We start from the raw sequence: 23,314 nt of genomic DNA, 5'->3' as shown, positions 1-23,314 counted from the left end.
AGAAAAAACTCAGGCTTGGACAAGTTGATGGCCCACCAGCTTGGTGCCTTTGAAGCTGAGGAGCACGCCACGCAGCACCCCCTCGGAATATTCGCTGCCTGGATTGATGCAAAGCGTTCGACCAAGGAGTTTGGTTCCGCGCGATTCATGAATATGACCATGCAGACCAACCATAGGTTGGTGTCGCTCGATAATGCTCCGCACAGCAGTCGAGCCCACCGCCGTCATGACCGTGTGTCCGCCCTTTGTGACAACCTTGCCATCTTCCAGCAGCGGGGCAACATCGATGCCGGTATTGTAGGGCGGTACATGGAGAGTGAAGATCGCGTCTCGTGGTGATTTCAACTGAGCGATAATCGTTTCGATATGTGCCTCAAGTTGTGCCTCAGGCATCTCGCGTGGACTGTCGAACGGGGTTGTGTTCGAGTAGCCACACACGGCCATCTGCACTTGATCAGTCAGATCAGTAACGCCTCCGTCATGGTTCTCAACCACGTCCGACTGCCTCAGCGCCTCGTCGATATAGCCGTCGTCATCATTGCCGGCGTTCATGCAGCACCGAATGCCCGTGCCACGTAGGCGCTCCTCGGCGATACGGATCCAGCGCTGCATTGCTTGCAGAACAACGCGGTCCATCATTTTGCTTCGTTCGGACTCATCACTTTGAAAATGTGCGTATTCCTCGGGTTCCATGATGACTGGATAGAACCCGTTCATGCGAATATTTTTCTCAATTTCGGCACATTCAGCGGGTGTCTCCGCAATAAAATCGCGGCCGAGAAAACGCGCGGTCCAGTTTTTGCCGCGTGCAATAAGTGGCACGACCATTTTACCAGTGATATCGCCACCGAGCACAAGCGCGTCGGCTTTGTAAAATTTGCCAGCATTGATGAATTTAAGGAAGCACTTCTCCGATCCGTGGATGTCGGATGCGTAGAATAACTTATATGGCGCGCTCATGAGTGGCACCGGGCTTCGGCGGAGAGATGTTTGCGATCCTGCATACGAAACCTCGCTTTGATCGACCAACTGACCAAACGAGGACCACGAACCGGAGAAGCCCGACGCGATCCTCGCATCAAACGCTCTCCCGGGCTTTTATCCCGCCGTGTACCATTGGAATTTCTCCCCCAATGGCTGAAGCTCTCGGACCAGCACCAAAATTTTTGGTCGGAACCCTAGCTCACACTGCTCGAAGCAAATCGCATGCCAAATGAAATTGACCCGCTTCGCAGCGGTAAAAAAGACATTAGTTAGGCGCCCGATGCCTTTTGTGATTGAAATGAATAAAAAATGATCAGAGATATGATTAAATTATCATCAAATCAATAATTGCTATTTTGATATGCTAATTTTTTGGGTTGTCTAGGAGTCTGGATGCGGTCATCAGTTGCATTCCTTGAGACCAAGCAAACAAGCAGATCGCGTTGCCAGGCGTGGTGTAAGATTGGCTACCTCATCGCGCTCTCCGGCTGGGTTGGCCGATGTTATCTGGCGGCTACTGCGAGCAGTTTGATGACGCGCTCATCGCATAAACTGGCGATGGTTTCCAGCGTCATGTAGCGTCCGCGTCTCCAGGCTCTGCAGCGCATAAGGTTCCGGCACGCCGCCCGCTGCCGCCACCGCCGCCGAGACCAGAATTTGCCGGCCATGCCCCGCCGCCATAATCCGCGCGGTGCGCCCCAAAGTCAGGCCAAAATTATCATCATCCCGAAATTCCGCCGGCCCGGTATGCACACCAATGCGGAATTTTAACCCGCCCACCGCCGCAAATCTTCATCACCCAAGCGCGTCTGCAACAACGAAGCCGCCGTCAGCGAAGTCATGCAAAGCGGTGCCGTCCACCCACGAAGCTAATTCCGCCCAGCGCAGTCGCACCGACAAATGGCATTTCGACGTAATCGTGAGTTTCAAAGAGCCACTGTCCAAATTGATCATATCGTTCGTGAATGCCATCAATCTCTCCACCGCCCCATCCGAGATAGAAAGAACGGTCCCCGAGTTTCCACGCTCCGTCCAACTTCCGGACGTCGATCCATACGATACGATCGGAGGGTGAGGTGCCACCCTGCCGCTTCCAACGGATTATTCGTCTTGTCATAAGGGATAGCTTCGTATGAATTGGCACGCAGTCCAGATTTAATCGTCCGGCGTCGCGTGTATACCGACGTCCAGCCGTTCTGGGTCCCACACAGGTCCCGATCCCCGGCCACCTCAATCGGTGGGGCGACACTCTGGGTCCCACGAACTCATCGTTCGCTGAGATCGGGATCCCAATGGGACCCCGAAAAACCAATATCAGAGACAGGGAAACTATTAAATCGACGCAAACCATTGGAAAAATTTATAAAATTTGGTAGCGGCGGGCGGATTTGAACCACCGACCAAGGGATTATGATTCCCCTGCTCTACCACTGAGCTACGCCGCCGGAGAGAAACTTAATGATGACGCGGGATACAGGCCCGGTTGGATGAAGTCAACGTGTGCGGTCAGCGGGTTGGCGTGGGCGGGATTGTTGAATAATCATAGAAGCCGCGACCGGATTTGCGGCCGAGCCAGCCGGCGGCCACATAGTTCACCAATAGCGGACAGGGGCGATATTTATCCTCCCCGAGCCCTTCATGGAGCACGCTCATCACTTCCAGCACGATATCCAAGCCCACGAAATCGGCGAGGGTCAGCGGGCCCATCGGGTGTGCGGCGCCGAGTTTCATCCCCTGATCGATCGAGGTGATGGTGCCGATCCCTTCATGGAGGGCAAAAATCGCCTCGTTGATCATCGGCACCAAAATGCGGTTGACGATGAAGCCGGAAAAATCCTGCGCCATGATCGTGGTTTTGCCCATGCGCTGGGCCAGGGCTTCGACCACGCCGAGGGTGGCCGGGCTGGTCGCCAAGCCGCTGATGATTTCAACCAGCTTCATCACCGGCACCGGGTTGAAAAAATGCATGCCGACGAAACGATCGGCGATGCCGGTGGCATGACCCAGTTTGGTGATTGAGATCGACGATGTATTGGAGGCCAAAATCGCGTGGGGTGCGAGATGCGGCAGGATTTGCGCATAGACCGCGCGCTTGATTTCCTCGCGCTCGGGCACCGCTTCGATCACGATGTCACATTGGCTGAGCGCGTCATGGGTGGTGGCGGCTTTAACCCGCGCCAGCGCGGCTTGCTCGGCAGCTTGATCGATCGTGCCCTTCTGCACTTGCCGTTCAAGATTTTTGGCCATGGTGGCAAGGCTTTTATCAAGCACCGCCTGCGCGGTATCCACCAGCACGACATTCAAACCCGACAAAGCCGCGACATGGGCGATGCCATTGCCCATCGCCCCGGCGCCGAGCACGCCGACGGTGTTGAGGGTCATATCAGCCAAGTTCCTTCTCCATTTCGGGCAGAATGGTGAAGAGATCACCAACCAAGCCGTAATCGGCGATTTGGAAAATCGGTGCTTCTTCGTCTTTGTTGACGGCGACGATGACTTTGGAATCTTTCATACCCGCGAGATGCTGGATGGCGCCGGAAATACCGACCGCGATATATAAATCAGGGGCGACGATTTTACCGGTCTGGCCGACTTGATAATCGTTCGGCACGAAGCCGGCATCCACCGCCGCGCGCGAGGCACCGACGGCGGCGTGGAGCTTATCGGCGACCGGATCGAGCAATTTGGTGAAATTCTCACCATTTTGCATGCCGCGCCCGCCGGAAATCACGATTTTCGCGGCGGTCAATTCCGGGCGCTCGCTCTTGGAGAGTTCGGCGCTGACGAAGCGCGAGGTTGCACTGCTCGCCGTCGCATCGATGGTTTCAATCGGCGCGGCACCGCCGGTGGCGGGCGCGGGATCGAAGCTGGCGGCGCGCACGGTGATCACTTTTTTGCTGTCGGATGATTTGACCGTGGCCATCGCATTACCGGCATAGATCGGGCGGACGAAATGATCCGCATCGATCACGGCGGCGATGTCGCTGATCGGCTGCACATCCAGCAAGGCGGCCAAGCGTGGCATCACGTTTTTGCCAATCGCGGTCGAGGCGGCGAGAATATGGCTGTACTCAGGGGCCAGGCGGCGCAGCAAATCCGCGAGCGGTTCGGCGAGCGCGTGGGCGTAGCCAGGGCCATCCGCCACCAGCACCTTGGCCACGCCGGCAACGCCTGCCGTTGCTTGGGCCGCTTGGCCGACATTTTCACCAGCGACCAAGGCATGCACGGTGCCGAGCTGCGCCGCCGCCGCGATGGCGCTGCGGGCCGGTTGCTTGATGCTGACGCCATCATGATCGATCAGAACCAGAATTTGCGACATCTCAAATCACCTTCGCTTCGTTACGCAGTTTCTCGATGAGTTCCTGCACGGTTTTGACCTTGATACCGGCTTGGCGCTTGGGCGGTTCAACCACTTTCAGCGTGGTCAGGCGCGGCGTGGGATCAACCCCGAGATCAGCGGGCTTGATCGTTTCGATCGGCTTTTTGCGCGCCTTCATGATGTTGGGCAGTGACGCATAGCGCGGCTCGTTCAAGCGCAAATCGGTGGTGATGATGGCGGGCAGATTGAGCGAGAGCGTTTCCAAACCACCATCAATTTCGCGAACCACGGTGGCTTGATCGCCCTCAATCGTCAATTTGCTGGCGAATGTGCCTTGCGGCCAGCCGAGCAGGGCGGCGAGCATTTGGCCGGTGGCGTTCATATCATCGTCAATCGCCTGCTTGCCCATAATCACCAATTGCGGCTGTTCGCGGTCAATCAGCGCCTTGAGCAATTTGGCAACGGCGAGCGGTTGCAGCTCGATATCGGTTTCCACCAGAATGCCACGATCAGCCCCCATCGCCAGCGCGGTGCGCAGCGTTTCCTGGCAGGCGGACACACCCATCGAGACCGCGATGATCTCGCTGACCGTACCTTTTTCCTTCAGGCGCACCGCCTCCTCGACGGCGATTTCATCAAACGGGTTCATCGACATTTTGACGCCAGCCAGCTCGACGCCGGAATTGTCCGATTTGACCCGGATTTTCACATTGTAGTCAACAACGCGTTTGACAGGAACCAGCAATTTCATGGGACTACCGTTGGTTGGTTGATGAGCGTGTACCGTGGGAATGGGGATGGTCTATTGAAGGGCAAGAGGCAAGTCAATGCTTACGGATGTTTACTGACGTTTACGGAAGGGGTTGGCGGTTCCGCGTTAAAAACCCGGCCCAGTACGCCGGGCGTGAGGGCCGCGAGCGGATTGACGCTGAAGGATGGTTTGGCAAACGGGCCACTCAGCGCATAATGCGCGGCAAACAAGCCGCCGCCTTTGGCTGGCCGAAATAGCTTGCCAAGCAGCGGGATTTTACCGGGGAGCGTGTTCAACGCATAGGCCGGAATGATTGTGCCATCGATGTCGTAATTTTTATGCGTGAGATCGATCTGCCCGGCCGCTGTCAGGCCGAGCGAGCCGGAAAAGGCCCGGCCACGGGCCACAATCAGCACGCCCTTCGCCAAGCGCAACCGCGCGACCAGGCGGGTGAAGGCAAGGCCGGGGCCGGATGTTGCATCGCCAAGGCCGTAGACGGTCATGCCTTGCAGGACTTTTCCCATGATCGGCGCATGCGGGATGCGAAATGCGCTCAAGCTGGCCCGGCCATCCAACCCTTTCGCCCCCCATTGCCCGATGAGGCTGAGATCACCACCCAGAATGAGATGCCCGACGCCGAGGCTCGCGAGCAGAGCGCCGGTATGCGACGCGGTGAGGCGCACATTGAGCACGGCACCGGCCCGCCGGAGATCAAGCATGGTGTTGCTCTGGGTGGCCGTCGCGGTCAGCGCATCAAGACCAGCGCCGGTGCCAAACGCGTTGATCTGAACCGCATTCAACGCGGGCGCCGGGGCTGGGGCGAGGCGGATTTGGTCAAATTGCGCGTTCACATGCCAGAGCGCGCCGGTCTTGCTGTCCGAGGCTGCGCTTTTGCCAGAGGCTGCGCTTTGGCCCGTAGGTGTGCCTTCGGCCGTGCGCGTGCTCTGCCCGATCGCCTGGGTTAAATCGAGCGCCTGGCCCCGCAGGCGGATCTGCCACGGCATCCCGGCATGCAAAGGCGGGGTGAGTTGGCCATGGGCGCGGGTCGCGCCGATCCGCAGGCGTTGAAGATGCAGTGATCCGCCCTCGGCAGTGGCATCAATCCGCAAGGATGGCGCTTGGGCGCTGAGGCGGGTGATCCGCAGCGGGTGATGGGCTGGAAACGCAAGGCCAAGCAGCGCGGCGGCGGGCTGATTGGTCTTTTTGTGCCAACCGAGGGCCGGAATAGCCAAGCTGGGCTGGGTCAAATCCAGCGTCAGCGCCAGCGCACCCGCCCCGGCTTTGGTTTGATAGGCGAGCGCCAGCGGCGCCGTGCCGTGCCGCCAATAGCCGGCGGGGAAGCCGAGTTTTTGCGCGGAAACCCGGTTCAAGGCCGAATGCGCCTGCAACCGGAAGGTGCCCGCCGGCAAATTCATCCGGGCGGTAAACCGTGTCGGCGCCCGCGCCACCAGGCCGGTGCCGTGCAACGCCAGATGGTGCAAATCCACATCAAGATGCGCAGCCCCCTGCTGGATCGGCAGCCCGGCAATGGGCGCCCAATCCACACCACTCAGATCAACCGAGGCGGTCAGGGCAACATCGCTAAGCTTCAACGGCTTGACCAGCGGCAAGTCGGCTTTGATCGCCGCGGTGAAATTGCCGGTGGCGCCGGTAAAAGCCACGGCGCGGCGGGCGAGCGATAAGGGTGGTTGATCGAGTGCCGCGATCGCCGGTGCGAGCGGGCCGGCCAGATCAGCGGTAATGGTGGCCAACTGGCGCGGTTGGGTCAGTCCGGTGATCAGCATTTTACCGTGGAGCGCCGCACCGGCCAGTTGGCCCGATTGCGCGCGGATGGTGATTTGATCGGGATTATCGATATGAAGCGTGCCGCGCAAATCGGTGATCGGCGCCGCCCCGGTAAACCAATCGAGCGTCAGGGCATGGGCGGTAAATCCGCCCTCAAATTGGGTGACCCGCACGGTCGGCGCAAGTTCAAACCCCAAAGTCACGGTGCCTTGGCTCGCTTGCCCGGCGGGTATCCGATTCTGCACGAACAGCCGCACATTCGGGATGAAATGTTTTGGCCAATAGGCGAGCAAGGAAGGTGCTGCGGCATGATCCACCGCCAAATGCAGCGCCCCCGCCTCGGTGCCGGTCAAAGCGAGGTGACCCGTGCCGGTGACAATCGGCGCTACGCCACCCCGCGCGGCGAGCATAATATGCGCGCTCGTCAAGCGGAGCGATCCGCCCGCCAAGCGCGCCGCGAGCGTGCCGGACGCGATGGGGATGGCGCTGCCATCAAGGGTGATGCTCCCCGCGCCGAGCGAAGCGCGGGCCATGACCGGCGATGCGCGGCGCTGCGGGCCGATGGGCCAGCGCAGCGAGATTGAAACCGGCAGATTGAACCGTGCCAAGGGCGCATCATCGGGCATCAACTGCGCGAGATTGACCGGTGCGAGCATGGCGGTCACCTGACCGCGCCCCTCGCGCGCAGCAACCGCGATCTGCACGCGCGCTTGGGTGGCGCCATGGGTAAAAATCGCCACCGCGCTGCCGGAGACCTGGCCATCGGCGGTGCGAGTCACTTGCAGGTTCGCGCCACTGGCGGCCAGCGCGATTGGGTCTTGGTCCGCACCGATTTGGATCGTCGCATTTTCGATTTTGATCCGGCGCAGGGCCGATAAATCGAGCGCATGGCGCGAGGAGGCAGCGGCGACGGGCGGGGCAGCGGCGATAGGCTGGGCGGCGGCGGCCGGGCGGCTGGTGTTGGTTTTGGCGTTGGGTTTGGCATTGGGTAGGGCCAAAGACGGGGCGCGCAGGCTTACGCGGGTGCGCCGGGCGATGATGTCGATCGGGGCGATGCGTCCGCGCAGGAGCGCAAGCGGGCTGAGCGTCACCCGCAAATGCGAAATCGTGCCATGGGTGCTGCCGCCGGGGGCACGCAGCGTGATGGTGGAGAGCCGCAAATCGAGCGGTGCGCCGCCCCGATGAAACCCCTCCCACGCCAAAGCCGCGCGCGCGATGGTGATTTTTGTGCCGGGCAGAGCCGCCGAGACGGCGTTCGCGATGCGCCCCGCGAGGAGTGGAACGGCGACCGGCCCGCGCGATAATCGCCAGGATGCCGCGCCAAAGGCCAGCAACATGACCAGCAAAAACGTCCCTACACTGCGCGCTGTGTGATGCGACACCGCGCCCATGACCTGCCCGGCTTGACGCAGACGCTTGCTCATCGAAGGATCAGACGATGAAACGCATCACGGACGCGGCGCGTGCCTTCCCCGAACCCAGCGATCCGGCAGGTGCCACGCGCTTGATCGAGGCATTTGCTGGCCTTGGCCAAAAAGCGCAGCTGTTCGCCCATAGCCGGCGCGGCGCGGCGGCGCTGGCCGCCCTTGGTGGCAACGCCCCGTATCTCGCGATGCTGGCCCTGCGCGAGCCGGATATTATGCTCCGCCTGCTGGGGCCAGGCAGCCTCAAGCGGGGCCTCAGTGCCGGGGCCGATGCGGTGATGGCGCAGGAAATCGCCGCCTTGGCCCGCCTCGATCCGGGGGCCGCGCGACCGCTGATCGCGGCGAATTTGCGCAAAGCCAAGCGCCGCGCGGGGTTGGCGATTGCCCTCGCTGACCTGACCGGCACATGGCGCGTTGAAACCGTCACGCGCGCCTTGTCTGACCTTGCGGACGCCGCCGTATCGGCGGCCGTGCGGCATTTGCTGCACGCGCTGCATCAACGTGGCGTGATCGCCCTGCCCCACCCCGATGATCCGGCGCGCGGCTGCTGCTTCGTGGTGCTCGCGATGGGCAAGCTCGGCGCCCGCGAACTGAATTACTCCAGCGATATCGACCTCGTCCTTCTGTTTGACCCTTCGGCTCCCGTTTACCGGGATGACGCGCAATCCGCTATGGCCCGGCTCGCCCGCGATTTGGTGCCGCTGCTCGCCGAACCCGACGCCAATGGCCGGGTGTTTCGCGTGGATTTGCGGCTGCGCCCGGACCCCGCCGCGACACCGCCGGTCATTTCGGTTGCCGCAGCGCTGACTTATTACGAAAGTCACGGGCGCACCTGGGAGCGTGCGGCCTATATCAAGGCGCGCCCGATGGCTGGCGATCATGCGTTTGGCGCCGCATTTTTAGAACAAATTCGCCCATTCGTGTGGCGCCGGCATCTCGATTTCGCCGCCATCGCGGAGATTCACGCGATGAAACGGCGAATCGATCAGCGCCATGATGATCGCGCCGGGGTGGTTTTGGGGCGCGATGTGAAGCTCGGGCGCGGCGGGATTCGCGAGATTGAGTTCATCGCGCAGACCTTGGAATTGGTCTGGGGCGGGCGCGAGCCGGCTTTGCGCATCCCTGGCACATGCGCCGCCCTGCGCGCGCTCGCCGCATCCGGGCATTTGCCCGCCGATATTGCGCGGCTGTTGCGTGGTGCCTATCGGCGTCTGCGCCAGATCGAGCATCGGCTGCAAATGATCGAGGATCGGCAAACCCACAGCCTGCCGACCAGCGCAACCGGCATGGCGGATTTTGCCCGGTTCATGGGCATGGACGCGCCCGCTTTTACCCATGGGCTGAACCAGTTAATGGAGCGGGTGCATGGTGCCTTCGCCGAATTTTTCGACGCGGGCGATGATGCGCCCCCCAGCGATCCGCTCAATCCGGGCGAAGCCGGCGCCGTGCCGCCCGCCTTCGCCGCAGCACTGACCCGCCATGGCTTTAGCGATGCCCGCCATGTCGCGGAGCGGCTGCGCGCCTGGCATGATGGCAGCATCCCCGCGCTGCGGGCCGAGCGGGCGCGAACCCTGCTCGATCGGATTTTGCCCCGGCTGATCACCGCACTCGGCGACCAGCCCGATCCCGATTTGGCCTTCCGCCGCTTCGATCACATGCTGAGCGCGCAGCGCGCCGGGGTGCAGCTTTTATCCCTGTTTCAGCATAACCCCGCCTTGCTCGATCGCCTCGCGATGGTGTTGGGTGCCGCACCGTCCTTATCCGATCATTTGGCCGATCATCCCGGCGCGCTTGATGCGCTGCTGAGCGCCGAAGAGCGCTCCCGCGATTTTGCCCCCTTATTGCGCCGACAATTGAGCGATGCGCGTGACCTTGAAGATCATCTGACCATTCTGCGCCGCTTCGTCCGGCGCGAGGAATTCCAGCTTTCGGTGGCCACACTCGAAGGTCGCATTGATATCGATCAATCGGGCGTGATGCGCGCTGAATTGGCGCGTTTGGTGTTAGGCGCGTTGCTCGCCGCCATCATGGCGGAGCATCAAAGGCGGTTCGGCAAAGTGCCCAAGGGCCGGTTTGGCATCGTCGCACTCGGGCGGGCCGGCGCGCAGGAAATGATGCCGGGTTCGGATTTGGATTTGATGCTGATTTACGACCACCCGCCCGACGCCATGGGTCGCGGTTTGGACGCGGGCCGCTATTTCACCCGTCTGGCGCAATCATTGGTCACGGCGCTGACCGCCTCGGGCGCGGATGGGCCGATTTATCCGGTGGATATGCGACTGCGCCCCTCCGGCAATAAAGGCCCGGTCGCCGTCTCGCTCGGTGCCTTTCGCAGCTATCATGCCGAACAATCCTGGACCTGGGAGCGGCTTGCCCTAACCCGCGCCAGGGTCTTGGCCGCAACAAGGGGGTTCGCACCGGTGTTAGCCGACGCTATCCGCACCGCGCTTTCGCGCCCGGAGCCGAGCGCCATCATCCGTGCCGACACCACCGCGATGCGCGCCCGGCTCGCGCGCGATGCGCCGGCCCGTGATGGGTTTGATTTGAAGCATCGCGCCGGTGGGATGATGGAGCTGGGCTTCATTGTGGAGGCATTGCAACTGATCCACGGACCAAAGCGGCCCGAATTGTTCGCAACCCGCACCGCCGTCGCGGTGCGCCATCTGGCCGAAGCACGGATATTGCCCCGCACGGCGGCGGATCAATTGATCGCGGCTGATCATTTGTTTAGAAGCGTTCAAGCGATGTTGCGTTTGACCGGCTTGACCAGCCCTTCCGAGACCAGCCCGCGCGCCGCGCGCGAGCGGCTATTGGCGGTCTTGGGTGAGCCTGATACCACGACGTTAGTTTCGACGCTTGATCGGCACGCGCAAGCGGTTCGGCTGTTATTTACCCGTTATCTTGGCGATGTAACCAAAGGAGATCCAGAATGAGTGTTGAAATCGGTGACAAGGTTCCAGCTTTTGACTTGCCCGCCACGGCGGGTCGCCGCGTCAGTGCTGCCACACTGAAGGGGCATCCGTATGTGGTCTATTTTTATCCGAAAGCGGATACACCCGGCTGCACCAAAGAAGCTTGCGGTTTTGAGGAAGCCCTGGCCGCTTTAGGTCACACCGGCTTGACGGTGATTGGCGTTTCCAAAGACAAGATGCCAGCTTTGGAGAAATTTGCCGAGAAATATAGCCTCAAATTTCCACTCGCCTCTGATATTGAGGGCCATGTTGTTGAAGCCTTTGGCGCGTGGGTGGAAAAATCGATGTATGGCCGGAAATATATGGGCATCGATCGTTCGACATTTCTGATCGGCAAAGATGGCCGCATCGCCCAAATTTGGCGCAACGTCAAAGTGCCCGGCCACGCCGCTGCGGTGATCGAGGCTGCAACGGCTTTGGGTTAAGCTTGTTGCGCCTCAACCTGCGCTGCGAGCGGATGATGGCAGGCAACCTCGCGGCCATCGTCTAACATCCGCCGCACCGGCTTGACCGCACGGCATTCATCCGTTGCCCAGGCGCAGCGCGGATGAAACGCGCAGCCACTGGGCGGATTGGCGGGGTTGGGCGGATCGCCCGCGAGGCGTATGCGGTTGCGATGGGTGAGTGCCGGATCGGCCACCGGCACCGCATCAAGCAGGGCGCGGGTGTAGGGATGAGCCGGATTGCCAAATACCGAGGCCACCGGGCCGATTTCGACAATGCCGCCCAAATACATCACCGCCACCCGATCGGCGATTTGCCGAACCACACCAAGATCATGGGCGATAAACAAATAGGCCAATCCACGATCACGCTGCAAATCAGCGAGCAAATTAACAATCTGTGCCTGCACCGACACATCGAGTGCGGAGACCGGTTCATCGGCAATGATCAACTTGGGATCAAGCGCCAAGGCGCGGGCAATGCCGATGCGCTGACGTTGGCCGCCTGAAAATTCATGGGGAAAACGCGATAGCGCTTCAGGGCCGAGGCCGACATCGCTCAGCAGGCTCGCGACCCGCGCGGTCATGGACGCTGCGTTGCCGCGGTGATGCACATGCAAAGGCTCTGCGATGATTTCACCAACCCGGCGTCGCGGATTAAGCGAGGCATAGGGGTCTTGGAAAATCATTTGCAAACCAGCGCGGATCGGTCTTAGCGCACGCCCGCCGAGCCGGGTGATGTTGACCCCATCAAAGGTGACGGTGCCGCCGGTGACGTTGTAGAGCCGGGCAATGCAGCGGCCCAGCGTGGATTTGCCGCACCCCGACTCTCCCACCAGCCCCAAAGCTTCGCCAGGCGCGATATCCAATGACACGCCATTCACGGCGCGCACCACGCGCTTGCCGGCAAAGCCGTGGCGGGATGTGTAATGTTTGGTTAGATCACGCACCTCTAACAAATTGCTCATGGGGTCAGGCGCTCCTGGCGCAGGCTCGCTCGTTCCTGGTCATCGATGATGCAGGCCACCGGATGTAATCCGGCGCGTAACGGCGGCGGCGCTGTTTCACAGCCTGCGCGCACAAAGCGGCAACGCGGCGCAAAAGCGCAGCCCGGAGGCCGATTATCGAGCGCTGGCGGCAATCCGGGAATGGCTGCAAGCCGTTGACGCGGCCCATCCAGCACCGGCATGGAACCAAGCAAACCCCAACTATACGGATGGGCGGGATCAGCGAATAAATCCGCCGTGCTCGCTTGCTCGATAATCCGCCCCGAATACATCACCGCCACGCGATCAGCGACCTCGGCAACGACGCCGAGATTATGGGTAATCAGAATGATCGAGGAGCCAAATTTCACCCGCAATTCACGGATCAAATCGAGGATTTGCGCCTGCACCGTGACATCAAGCGCCGTGGTCGGCTCATCGGCCAGCAGCAAGGCAGGGTCACAGGAAAGCGCCATTGCAATCACCGCGCGCTGCCGCTGACCGCCGGAGAGCTCATGCGGATAGCGCCGGAAGGTTTGGCGCGGATCAGGAATGCCGACCGCATCGAGCAAATCGAGCATGCGCTGATGCGCAACCGAGGCACTAACCGGGCGATGCTGGCGAATTTGCTCGATAATTTGCGCGCCGATGGTGTGCACCGGCGTGAGCGCGGTCATCGGGTCTTGGAAAATCATCGCGATTTTATTGCCCCGGATCCCACGCATCACCGGGGCCGGTGCGCCAACCAATTCTTGATCGCCAAAACGGATCGAGCCGGCGATTATGACGTTGGGATCACCGATTAGATTGAGGATCGATAAAATTGTCAGGCTTTTGCCCGACCCTGATTCACCGACGATGCCAAAAATCTGTTGCGGCAACACATCAAAACTAACGCCATCCACAGCGCGGATCACACCGCCACGAGTGCGAAACGACACGCTGAGATCACGCACGCTGAGCAGAGCTTGTGGATCACTCATTTATCGAGCCTGCCGCGCACGCGGGTCGATCACGGCATAGAGAATATCCACCACCGCATTGGACATCACCACGAATACCGATGCATAAATCACGGTCGCTAAAATCATTGGCAAATCCAAAGTTTCCAACGCTTGATAGGTGAGATACCCAATCCCTTGCAACCCAAAAACCACCTCGGTCAGCAAAGCCCCGCCACCGACCAATGCGCCGAAATCGAGGCCAAACAACGTGACGATCCCGATCATGGCTGAGCGCAGCGCGTGATGGATCAGCACCTGCCGTTCGGACAGGCCCTTGGCACGGGCGGTGCGGATATAATCTTCCTGCATCGTTTCGATCAGTGCTGCGCGCAGCACCCGCGCATAGAGACCGATATATAAAATCGCCAGCGTAAACCAAGGGATAATCAGCGCCTTGAACCAGCCGAGCGGTGAGGTGCTGAACGGCACATAGCCGAGTGGCGGCACCCAGGAAAATAGCCAGCTATGGTGAAACCGGCCCTGAGTGATCAGATTAGCCATGGTCGCGACCCAGAATACCGGCATGGAAATGCCAATCAAGGACAGGATCATTAATAGCCGGTCGATGAACGTATCGCGGAACGCCGCCGCGAGCAGGCCGATAACCACGGAAAAGCCAATCCAAATCACCGCCGCCCCGGTTACCAAGGACAAGGTAATCGGGGCAGCCCGAAACACTTGTGGAACGACTTTTTCACCGAGATTGACGAAGGACGTCAGATTTTGGGTGATGAACAGCTTTTTCATCATCAGCCCATACTGCACCGGCAGCGGCTTGTTCAGGCCAAATTGCCGCTCGACCCGCGCGATGGTTTGCGGTGAGGCATTGCGGCCAGCGATGCGCGCCGCCGGGTTGGCACCCGGTGTCGCAAAGAAGATCAAAAACACCAGCACCGAAATGCCGAATAACACGGCAATCATATGGATCAGACGGCGAATAATGGCACTGAGCATGATTAAAGCCTCAATTTCGCGCGCGGATCGAGCGCATCGCGCAACCCATCGCCGAGAATATTCAAGGCGATCACGGTGATAACGATCAGCAGACCCGGCGCAATCGCGACGATCGGGCGAGTATAGATCAGGCTTTCACCATCATGGATAATCGTGCCCCAACTTGCCGCCGGGGCCTGCACCCCGATCGACAAGAACGACAAGGCGGCTTCGGTCAGCAAATTGAGCGCGATGATCAGCGGCGCAAACACAATAATCGTTGAAATGACGTTTGGCACAATATCCCGCCAAACAATGCGCCACGGCGAGGCCCCGATGCCGATGGCAGCGAGCACAAATTCGCTTTGCCGGAGCGTCATTACCGTGGCGCGAATGGGCCGCGCGACATAGGGCACGTAGATGATGCCGATAATGGTAATTGGCAGCGCCAGGCTCGATGCATCAAGACGCAGAGGCCCGATATCAAGCCCATGGGCGATCAGCACCACTGAGAGTGAAATGGCCAACAAGAATACCGGAAAAGCCCATAACGCATCGAGCGCCCAGGTGATGGCGGCATCGATAAAGCCACCGAAAAACCCAGCGATGATGCCGGTGAGACCAGCCAGGACCAGCGTGACGATGGCGGCGATGCTTGAAATCAGCAGAGAGTTTTGCCCGCCATACAGCAAGCGCGCGGCAACATCGCGCCCTTGTTGATCCGCACCCAGCATATAAGGGCCAAAACGCCAGCTCGGGCCAATCGGCTCGATGCCCAACTTCAACGGATTATCGGCAGGCCCAAGCACCTCGACCTTTTGACCATGGCGCAGCACCGTGCCTGACAAGTTCGATTGGAATGGGTCGGTATGAGAAACATGCTGCGCATACCAAGGCGCACTCAAACAGCACAGCACAATCAACACCAGCACCAGCACCGAAATCATCGCCGAGCGATTGCGCACCAATTTGCGCAGGGCCAACGCCCAATAGCCTTGAGCGGGACGTTGCTTCTCCTCGGTCATGCTGGTGCTCATGGTTGGACTTTGGGTTTGATTTGGGCCAGTTGCGGCAGAAAGAAATATTCGCCGCTGAATTGGAAATTTCGCAAGCGGGCGGAGACAAAATCAAGCCGCTCGAACGAAAATAAATTGACCGCAGCGGCGCGGCGGGTAATTTGATGATCGATATGGCCCCAAAGCAGGTTGGCTTGGTTTGGATGCTTCAAGGAAACCCGCTCAGCTTTGGCCATCTCGGCATCAATGGCCGGATCACAAAAGCCCGAAATATTGATCGAGCTATCCGAGCCGCGATGAAAAGAATTGCACGAATAGAGCACATTCAAGAAATCTGACGGCGCAGGATAATCCTGCGCCCAATCGGTGATTGAAATTTGCACGTGATTATTGGTGTTTTGGATATAGGTAAAATCGATATTTGGTGAAATCGCCTTGACGCTGGCTTTAAAGCCAAGCCGGTTCAACACATCCTGCGTATAGACGCCGATTTGCCGATAAGGCGCTTGCAGCGAGGTGATGACAGTCACTTTCTGACCGATCATCCCTGATTTTTTCATATAGTGCCGTGCCAGCCGCCAGTCGGGCGCGGTCCAATTTTTGCCTGGATTTTTGGTAAAAGGACAATACGGGCTGTAGCCCGGCATTTTCGGCGGCAAGGTCACACAGGTCGGGATCGCCAGCCGATTGCCACCGGCAAGTTTAACCGCCGATTCACGGTTCATCGCATATTCAACCGCTAGGCGTGCATCCTTATTGTTAAACGGCGGAATATTGACATTCATCGGCACATAAACCGTCCAATTTGTCGGCGTGATATGCACTTGCTTGGTGTATTTGGTCGCAATCTCGTTCAGGCGGTCAGCCGGCACATCCTCAAACATCCAGTCATACTGGCCATTCTCAATGGCGGTGACTTGCGATTCCGCTGACAAGCCAAAGCGATAGGTAATAACATTGGGAAAACCCTTCGGCTGCGCCAACACGCTCCATTGATGGAAATATGGGTTGCGCACCATCACCAAGCCGGTCGATGGATCGTAGGATTTAACCGCATAAGCCCCGGTGCCGGGGATTGGGGTTGTGCCCATATCATGGTCGGGCGTGTTCACCGGCAAAATGGCGGCGAAACCCAGCGCCAATTGATCAAGAAACTCGGCATCAGGATGGCGGAGATGAAAAATGATGCTGTTGGTTGCAGGATCAGCAACGAGCCCTTGCAATTTGCAGCTATGCGGATGCGCGAGGCAGCGGCGACCCCCAACAATCACATCATACCACGTGCCGGCGTTGGGGCTGTTAACCTTGAACAGGCGGCGAAATGAATGCACCACCGCAGCGGTGGTCACCGTCTCGCCATTCGAGAATTTTATCCCGGTGCGCAGCGTAAATTGATAGGTCAGGCCGTGATCGGTCGGCACCGGCACGGCGGTCGCCAAATCAGGAACGATGGTCACTGATTGCGGCCCGCCGGTTTTGGCAAAAGTGACCAAGCCGTCATAGAGCATTTGAAAGAGCTCTGCGTAGCGGAGCGTATAATTCACCTGCGGATCAAACGTGCCTGAGGCGGAAACGGTGACCATACGCAACGTGCCGCCATAGCCCGCCGGTGCCGCCTGCGCGGTGGCCATGCCGGCCAGCAGCAAAGCTAAAACCAGAAAGCGTTTGATCACGGCTGCAAAAACCCAACGATTTTTTCAGCCTCGGTGACAATCGGGTCCGCAATCGCGGCGGCGCGGTCTGCACCGTTGCGTAAAATCCGGTCGATTTCGCCAGCATCTTGTTCGATCCGCTGCGTCGCCTCAGCAATCGGGCGCACCACGCTTTCGACCAATTCGGTCAAGCTCTCCTTGAACGGACCAAAGCCTTTGCCCTCATGGCTGCGCAGCACCTCGGCCACCGTTTGATCCGCCAATGTCGCATAAATACCAACCAGATTTTGCGCTTCAGGCCGGTGCGCCAAGCCCTCTTCCGAACCGGGCAACGGTTCAGGATCGGTTTTCGCACGGCGGATTTTTTGCGCAATCGTATCCGCATTGTCGGTCAGATTGATCCGGCTTTGATCGGATGGATCGGACTTGGACATTTTCTTTTGCCCGTCGCGCAGGCTCATAATCCGCGCACTCGCCTTCATGATCCGGGGTGTGATGGTCGGGAAGAATTCCACCCCGTAATCATGATTGAATTTCTGCGCGATGTCGTTCGCCAGTTCGAGATGCTGGCTTTGATCATCGCCCACCGGCACTTCGGTGGCATGATAGGCCAAAATATCGGCAGCCATCAGGTTGGGATAAACAAACAAGCCGGTGGACACCGCTTCACGATCTTTGCCCGCCTTGTCTTTGAATTGTGTCATCCGGTTCAGCCAGCCAAAGCGCGCCACACAATTAAAAATCCAGGCGAGCCGCGCATGGGCATGCACGGCCGATTGGTTGAACAAAATGCTCCGCGCCGGGTCAATCCCGCAGGCGATCAGCAAGGCGGCATTGGTGCGGGTTTGCGCGCGCAGCGCGCCCGGATCAACCCAGACCGTAAGCGCGTGCAAATCGACCAGGCAATAAATACCCTCATTGCCATTTTGCAGCGCCACCCAGTTGCGAATGGCGCCAAGATAATTGCCCAGATGGGCGATGCCGGTGGGTTGGATGCCTGAAAATATGCGTGCCATAGGCTGTATTCGCTCAGTCAACCCTGCGCGGTCAAGATTGGATCAGGCGGGTTTTGCCGGGCGGCGGAGCATTTCGCGCAGCTCGCGCGGGTAAAACGCGCCCAGCGCCATGCCACACAGGCCAAAACTGATCGCGCCGCTCGCCACCAATAAAGTCAGGAGCAACAGCTTGGGCATGGTGCCGGTGAGCACCGCGTTGAGCAGCCCTAAAATCACCGCCATCGCCAAGCACGCCATAACAATGCGCCAACTCCGGCTGCGCAAGCGTTGATCGATCTTGAAATCACCCTTGCGCGACAGGAAATATGCCAATAGCGCAAAATTGACCCAAGCGGCGATACTGGTGGACAGAGCGATTCCCACCTGCTGCAGCGGGTGCATCAACGCCAGATTAAAGCCAAGATTGACCGCCACAGCGATCAACCCGATCCAAACCGGGGTCTTGGTATCGCCACGCGCAAAAAATCCGGGCGACAATAATTTGACCAGCACAAAGGCCGGCAGCCCCGCCGCATAGGCCGCGAGCGCCCCGGCACTGCGCGCCGCATCGCTCGCGGTATAAGCGCCATGATCGAACAAGCCGCGCATAATCGGCAAACCAATCACCGCAAGCGCCGTCGCGGCGGGCAAGGTCAGCACCGCGCCAACCTCAATCGCACGGTTCAAGCTTGACCGCGCGGCCTCAGGCTCATTCCGGCGAAAATGCCGGGTGAGGGCAGGCAATAAAGTGGTGGATAGCGCCACGCCAATCACGCCGAGCGGCAATTGATTGACCCGATCCGCGTAATAAAGCACCGAAACCGTGCCATTGGGCAGCAAGGACGCGATAATCGTATCCACCGTCAGGTTGAGCTGGGTCACCCCAGCGCCAATCAAGCCCGGACCAAGACGCCGCAGCACGATGCGCGCCCCCGGCGTCAGGCGCGGCCAGCGCAGCCGGATCGCGCCCCCTGCGCGCACCAGCGCACGCGCCAGCAACACAAGCTGCACAATCCCGGCCAAGGCCACGCCATAGGCCAAGTCCTGCGCAACCGGGCCACCCCAGAAGTGCTGGACCAGCAAAGCGCCAATCAGGCAGAGATTGAACAGAATCGGCGCCGCAGCGGCAGCGGTAAACCGGCCCCGCGCATTCAGAATCCCGCCGAACAAGGCGCAGAGGCAAATCAGCCAGAGATAGGGGAAGGTGATCCGCGACAGGCGAACCGCGAGCTGAAATTTCGCCGGCTCCGCGCGAAAACCAGGGGCCAGCCCGTCGAGCAACCAGGGCATCAAGGCCAAACCCAGTAGCATCAAACCGAGGAGAAAAATCGTTAAAATTGAGCCGACCTCTTCAGCCAGCGCCGTCGCGGCCTGATCCCCCTCGCCGGTCAGGCGGCTGGTATAGGCTGGCACGAAAGCCGCCGAGAACGCCCCCTCGCCAAACAGCCGGCGAAACAAATTGGGCAGGCGTAAGGCGACGAAAAACGCGTCAGCCGCCGGCCCCGCACCCAGCAAGGCCGCAATCATAATATCGCGCACAAAGCCCAGCACGCGGCTGCCGAGCGTCCAAAAGCCAATGGTCAGGGCGTTGCGAATCATCCGGCCTCCTGTAGCGCCGGTGCGCGGTCGCGGCGAGTCCGCCGGTTAAAGCGCCGCAATATCCGGGGCGGCTGCTTTGCGCTCGCTATAGCGTTCGACCAGATAATCGGCCCGATCGCGCAGCAGCCAGGTAAAGCGCAGCAATTCCTCCATCACATCGACTACACGATCATAATAAGCCGAAGCCAGCATGCGCCCGTCCGCATCAAATTGCTCATAGGCCTTGGCCACGCTGGATTGGTTGGGTATCACCACCATGCGCATCCAGCGGCCCAGCAAACGCAAGGTGTTAACGGCATTGAAACTTTGCGAGCCGCCGGAAACCTGCATCACCGCGAGCACCCGGCCTTGGGTGGGCCGCACCGCGCCGATTTCCAGCGGGATCCAATCGATCTGATTTTTCATGACACCGGTAATGGCGCCATGCACCTCCGGGCTGCACCAAACCTGCGCCTCCGACCACAGCGATAAGGCCCGCAATTCCTGCACTTTCGGATGATCGGGCGGCACGGCATTCGCGACCGGCAGGTCATGCGGGTCAAATATTTTAACCTCAGCCCCCATCAAATCGAGCAACCGCGCCGCCTCCTCGCACAGCAGGCGCGAATAAGAGCGTTCGCGCAGCGAACCATAAAGCAGCAGCACGCGTGGCTTATGCGTCGCACGCTGCGCAGGCTCAAGCCGCGCCAAGTCAGGCGCATGGAGCAAGTCAGGTCTCAAGGCGGGGAAATCATCCATGCAATCATTTACCAAGGATTGGTAGCCATAATGCAAGTGCTGCGAGCGTGACCAGCAGCACCGGCGGGGTGATCAGCAAGCCGATGCGCATATACTGACCCCAGCTGATTTTGGTGCCCTTTTGTGAGAGCACATGCAGCCAGAGCAAGGTCGCAAGGCTGCCAATCGGGGTGAATTTCGGGCCGAGATCGCAGCCAATCACATTGGCATACACCATGGCGTCATGAATTTGCGGCGAAACATGGGGCAATTGATTGATCGCCAGCGCGCCCACCAGCACGCTCGGCATGTTATTCATGATCGAGGAGAGAATCGCCGCGAGAAATCCCGTGCCGATTGAGGCGGCCCAAATGCCATGGCGGGCAAACAGCCGCAGCGCATCGGCAATATAAAGTGTCAGCCCTGCATTGCGCAGACCATACACCACCAAATACATCCCCAGGCTGAAAATCACCACCTGCCACGGTGCGCCGCGCAGCACCTGACCAATCGGGATAATCCGCGCACCACCGCCGAAGGTCCGCGCAGCCAGGAGCAGTAAAATCGCCGCCCCGATAATGGTCACGAACGAGACCGGCACGCCGAGCGGCGCTGAGACGAAATAGGCCAGGAGCAAAACCAGCAGCACCGGCCAAGCGGCACGAAACACTAGCCGATCACGGATGGCCGAATCAGGCGCTTGCAAGACGGCAACATCGTAGCGCCGATCGGCGGTGCGGCGGTACAAAATCCCCAGCACCGCGAGGGTTGCGAGCAGCGACACCACATCAATCGGCAGCATCACCACCGCGTAGCGATTGAAGCTGATTCCAAAGAAATTCGCACTCACAATATTCACCAGATTGGAAATCACGAATGGCAGGCTGGTGGTATCCGCGACAAAGCCAGTTGCAATAATGAACGCGAGCGAAGCTCGCGGCGGAAAATCCAGACTGAGCAGAATCGCCATCACAATCGGGGTGAGCAGCAAGGCCGCGCCATCATTGGCGAAAAACGCCGCAATCGCCGCCCCCAGCAGCACGATCAAGGGCAGCAACAGCCGGCCCCTGCCCCGCCCCCAGCGCGCCACATGCAATGCCGCCCAGCGAAATAGGCCGGCTTCATCGAGCAGCAGCGAAATAATAATCAGCGCCACGAAGGTGAAGGTTGCGTTCCAAACAATATGCCAGACCACCGGAATATTGCGCCAATGGATCACACCCAGGGCCAGATCAATGATCGCCCCGCCCGTTGCACTCCAGCCAATGCCCAATCCGCGCGGCTGCCAGATCACCAGCACCAGCGTGGCGATAAAAATCGCGAGAGCCAACATGTTTTCGCTCCTGGAGAGTATGGGAAATGAAGCGCGGTTATTTCAGCACGCGGCCATCCGCATCGACCACGATGTCACCGTCTTCTTTGGCAAAAGCACCGCGCTGCGGCGCCGATAGGAGCGACAGCACCGCCTCCGAGGGGCGGCAAAGTTTAACGCCCAGGGGCGTGACCACGATTGGGCGATTGATCAGGATCGGATGCGCCATCATCGCATCGAGCAATTCATCATCGGACAGTCCAGGATGACCCAAGCCCAGTTCATCATAGGGCGTGCCTTTCTCGCGCAGCACGGCACGCACCTTCATGTCCATCCGGGCGATCAAATCGCGCAGCACCGCCCGGCTCGGCGGGGTGCGCAAATACTCGATGATCGTGGGTTCAATGCCAGCATTGCGGATCAGCGCCAGCACATTGCGCGAAGTGCCGCAGGCCGGATTATGATAAATCGTGACGGTCATGCAGCGCTCCCGGCTGAGGGATCAGGAGCCGTTCGGCCAATCTCCTGCACCCGGCGAATGAGCGAGATCCGCTCCAGCTTGTTGAGCGGGAGCGACACAAACAGCTTGATCCGGGTTTCAAGCATGCGGAACGCCAAGCGGAAGGCCGCCGCACATGCCATCTCGCTGCCAGTGACGGCGGCGGGATCAGGCACACCCCAATGCGCGGTAATCGGCTGACCCGGCCAGACCGGGCAAATCTCGCCGGCGGCATCGTCGCAAACGGTAAACACAAAATCCATCACCGGGGCCTGCGGCTGCGCAAACTCGTCCCATGATTTCGAGCGCAACCCATCGGTTGGAAACCCGGCATCGGCCAAGGTGCGCAGCGCGAGAGGATGCACGACACCTTTCGGATGGCTTCCGGCGGAAAAGCCTCTAAACGACGTGCCGCCCCAGCGCTCGATGAGCCGTTCCGCCATGATGCTGCGGGCGGAATTGCCGGTGCATAAAAATAAAACATTGAGGGGCTGATCGGTCATGCGGATTGTCGCTCCGGGTGGCACATCATAGGGGCAGGATCGCAGGCGAGGAGGCACGCCCCATCACGCCCGCAGCAATTTTGCAGCAAATAGCCAACCAATCCGTTCATCGCGGTGAAATCGGCGGCGTAAATCACATGGCGGCTCGCGCGACGCTGGGTAATCAGCCCGGCATGCAGCAACGCTTGCAAATGAAAGGTCAGGCTGGAGGGGGCCAGCGCCATGGCGTTGGCGAGATCACCCGCATTCAGCCCCGCCGGCCCGGCTTCGACCAAGCGGCGAAAAGCCGCGAGCCGATGCTCATGGGCCAGTGCGGACAAAGCGGCCACCGTCCAACTTGGATCCGGCAACGACGAATCGCTCATATCATCGCTTTCATATTATCGCTTTCCCACCAACCTAATCTTCTTCAACCTAATC

21 protein-coding genes, 1 tRNA gene and 1 riboswitch are annotated in these 23,314 nt (G+C 59.7%); of the genes, 2 read left to right on the top strand and 20 right to left on the bottom strand.

The annotated features are described in order from the left end of the window. Positions 1-9: 9 nt before the first annotated feature. From ACYUCQ_RS14850 to ACYUCQ_RS14815, 8 genes are all read right to left on the bottom strand, one after another. Positions 10-960 (bottom strand): metallophosphoesterase family protein, encoded by a 951-nt coding sequence (locus ACYUCQ_RS14850; protein ID WP_460255330.1) that lies wholly within the window; start codon positions 958-960, stop codon positions 10-12. 125 nt (positions 961-1,085) lie between these two features. Continuing rightward, a riboswitch (guanidine-I (ykkC/yxkD leader) is annotated at positions 1,086-1,192 on the bottom strand. Between the two features lie 332 nt (positions 1,193-1,524). Further along, on the bottom strand, positions 1,525-1,764 hold the full coding sequence (locus ACYUCQ_RS14845; protein WP_460255346.1) for a hypothetical protein: 240 nt from the start codon (positions 1,762-1,764) through the stop codon (positions 1,525-1,527). Positions 1,765-1,779: 15 nt separating this feature from the next. Beyond that, positions 1,780-1,956 (bottom strand): hypothetical protein, encoded by a 177-nt coding sequence (locus ACYUCQ_RS14840; RefSeq protein ID WP_460255329.1) that lies wholly within the window; start codon positions 1,954-1,956, stop codon positions 1,780-1,782. 398 nt (positions 1,957-2,354) lie between these two features. Then, a tRNA-Met gene (locus ACYUCQ_RS14835) sits at positions 2,355-2,429 on the bottom strand. A gap of 61 nt (positions 2,430-2,490) precedes the next feature. Continuing rightward, entirely contained in the window at positions 2,491-3,366 is an 876-nt protein-coding gene (locus tag ACYUCQ_RS14830) for a 3-hydroxybutyryl-CoA dehydrogenase (protein WP_460255344.1), read from the bottom strand. Between the two features lies 1 nt (position 3,367). Further along, positions 3,368-4,303, bottom strand: coding sequence for an electron transfer flavoprotein subunit alpha/FixB family protein (locus ACYUCQ_RS14825; protein ID WP_460255328.1), 936 nt, complete (start codon positions 4,301-4,303; stop codon positions 3,368-3,370). A 1-nt stretch (position 4,304) separates the two neighbouring features. After that, positions 4,305-5,054 (bottom strand): electron transfer flavoprotein subunit beta/FixA family protein, encoded by a 750-nt coding sequence (locus tag ACYUCQ_RS14820; protein ID WP_460255327.1) that lies wholly within the window; start codon positions 5,052-5,054, stop codon positions 4,305-4,307. A gap of 80 nt (positions 5,055-5,134) precedes the next feature. Further along, positions 5,135-8,263, bottom strand: coding sequence for a YhdP family protein (locus tag ACYUCQ_RS14815; protein ID WP_460255326.1), 3,129 nt, complete (start codon positions 8,261-8,263; stop codon positions 5,135-5,137). Between the two features lie 14 nt (positions 8,264-8,277). On the opposite strand from ACYUCQ_RS14815, the gene ACYUCQ_RS14810 reads away from it, so the two are divergent. Together ACYUCQ_RS14810 and bcp are read left to right on the top strand one after the other, a co-directional pair. Next, positions 8,278-11,196, top strand: a complete 2,919-nt coding sequence (locus tag ACYUCQ_RS14810; RefSeq protein ID WP_460255325.1) for a bifunctional [glutamine synthetase] adenylyltransferase/[glutamine synthetase]-adenylyl-L-tyrosine phosphorylase — start codon at positions 8,278-8,280, stop codon at positions 11,194-11,196. Continuing rightward, the gene (gene bcp, locus ACYUCQ_RS14805) at positions 11,193-11,660 is read left to right on the top strand and encodes a thioredoxin-dependent thiol peroxidase (RefSeq protein WP_460255324.1); all 468 of its coding nucleotides are present in this window, start codon (positions 11,193-11,195) and stop codon (positions 11,658-11,660) included. Before ACYUCQ_RS14810 ends, bcp begins: the two co-directional genes overlap by 4 nt. On the opposite strand, the gene ACYUCQ_RS14800 is transcribed toward bcp, so the two are convergent. The 12 genes from ACYUCQ_RS14800 to ACYUCQ_RS14745 are packed head-to-tail and all read right to left on the bottom strand — an operon-like array spanning position 11,657 to position 23,259. After that, positions 11,657-12,646, bottom strand: a complete 990-nt coding sequence (locus ACYUCQ_RS14800) for an ABC transporter ATP-binding protein (protein WP_460255323.1) — start codon at positions 12,644-12,646, stop codon at positions 11,657-11,659. The genes bcp and ACYUCQ_RS14800 overlap by 4 nt on opposite strands. Continuing rightward, a complete protein-coding gene (locus ACYUCQ_RS14795) occupies positions 12,643-13,647 on the bottom strand; it encodes an ABC transporter ATP-binding protein (RefSeq protein WP_460255322.1) in 1,005 nt (334 codons plus the stop codon). Before ACYUCQ_RS14795 ends, ACYUCQ_RS14800 begins: the two co-directional genes overlap by 4 nt. After that, on the bottom strand, positions 13,648-14,622 hold the full coding sequence (locus ACYUCQ_RS14790) for an ABC transporter permease (protein ID WP_460255321.1): 975 nt from the start codon (positions 14,620-14,622) through the stop codon (positions 13,648-13,650). 2 nt (positions 14,623-14,624) lie between these two features. After that, positions 14,625-15,626 (bottom strand): ABC transporter permease, encoded by a 1,002-nt coding sequence (locus tag ACYUCQ_RS14785; protein ID WP_460255343.1) that lies wholly within the window; start codon positions 15,624-15,626, stop codon positions 14,625-14,627. Positions 15,627-15,634: 8 nt separating this feature from the next. Then, on the bottom strand, positions 15,635-17,290 hold the full coding sequence (locus ACYUCQ_RS14780) for an ABC transporter substrate-binding protein (protein ID WP_460255320.1): 1,656 nt from the start codon (positions 17,288-17,290) through the stop codon (positions 15,635-15,637). Then, positions 17,287-18,285 carry a tryptophan--tRNA ligase gene (gene trpS, locus ACYUCQ_RS14775; RefSeq protein WP_460255319.1) on the bottom strand — a complete coding sequence of 333 codons (999 nt, stop codon included), beginning with the start codon at positions 18,283-18,285 and terminating at the stop codon, positions 17,287-17,289. The genes ACYUCQ_RS14780 and trpS overlap by 4 nt, the downstream gene beginning before the upstream one ends. A gap of 42 nt (positions 18,286-18,327) precedes the next feature. After that, positions 18,328-19,863 (bottom strand): murein biosynthesis integral membrane protein MurJ, encoded by a 1,536-nt coding sequence (gene murJ, locus ACYUCQ_RS14770; RefSeq protein ID WP_460255318.1) that lies wholly within the window; start codon positions 19,861-19,863, stop codon positions 18,328-18,330. A 45-nt stretch (positions 19,864-19,908) separates the two neighbouring features. After that, positions 19,909-20,601: an arsenical resistance protein ArsH gene (gene arsH / locus ACYUCQ_RS14765; protein WP_460255317.1), complete on the bottom strand. Its 693-nt coding sequence runs from the start codon at positions 20,599-20,601 to the stop codon at positions 19,909-19,911. A gap of 4 nt (positions 20,602-20,605) precedes the next feature. Further along, positions 20,606-21,913, bottom strand: a complete 1,308-nt coding sequence (locus tag ACYUCQ_RS14760; protein ID WP_460255316.1) for an arsenic transporter — start codon at positions 21,911-21,913, stop codon at positions 20,606-20,608. A gap of 37 nt (positions 21,914-21,950) precedes the next feature. Next, entirely contained in the window at positions 21,951-22,373 is a 423-nt protein-coding gene (gene arsC, locus ACYUCQ_RS14755; protein WP_460255315.1) for an arsenate reductase (glutaredoxin), read from the bottom strand. After that, the gene (locus ACYUCQ_RS14750) at positions 22,370-22,894 is read right to left on the bottom strand and encodes an arsenate reductase ArsC (protein ID WP_460255314.1); all 525 of its coding nucleotides are present in this window, start codon (positions 22,892-22,894) and stop codon (positions 22,370-22,372) included. The genes arsC and ACYUCQ_RS14750 overlap by 4 nt, the downstream gene beginning before the upstream one ends. Then, positions 22,891-23,259, bottom strand: coding sequence for an ArsR/SmtB family transcription factor (locus ACYUCQ_RS14745; protein ID WP_460255313.1), 369 nt, complete (start codon positions 23,257-23,259; stop codon positions 22,891-22,893). Before ACYUCQ_RS14745 ends, ACYUCQ_RS14750 begins: the two co-directional genes overlap by 4 nt. Positions 23,260-23,314 lie beyond the last annotated feature (55 nt).

Source organism: Acidiphilium sp. MT5 (genome assembly GCF_054767495.1).
Note: the sequence above shows the minus strand (reverse complement) of the source record. Positions and strands in the feature narration are given on the sequence as shown.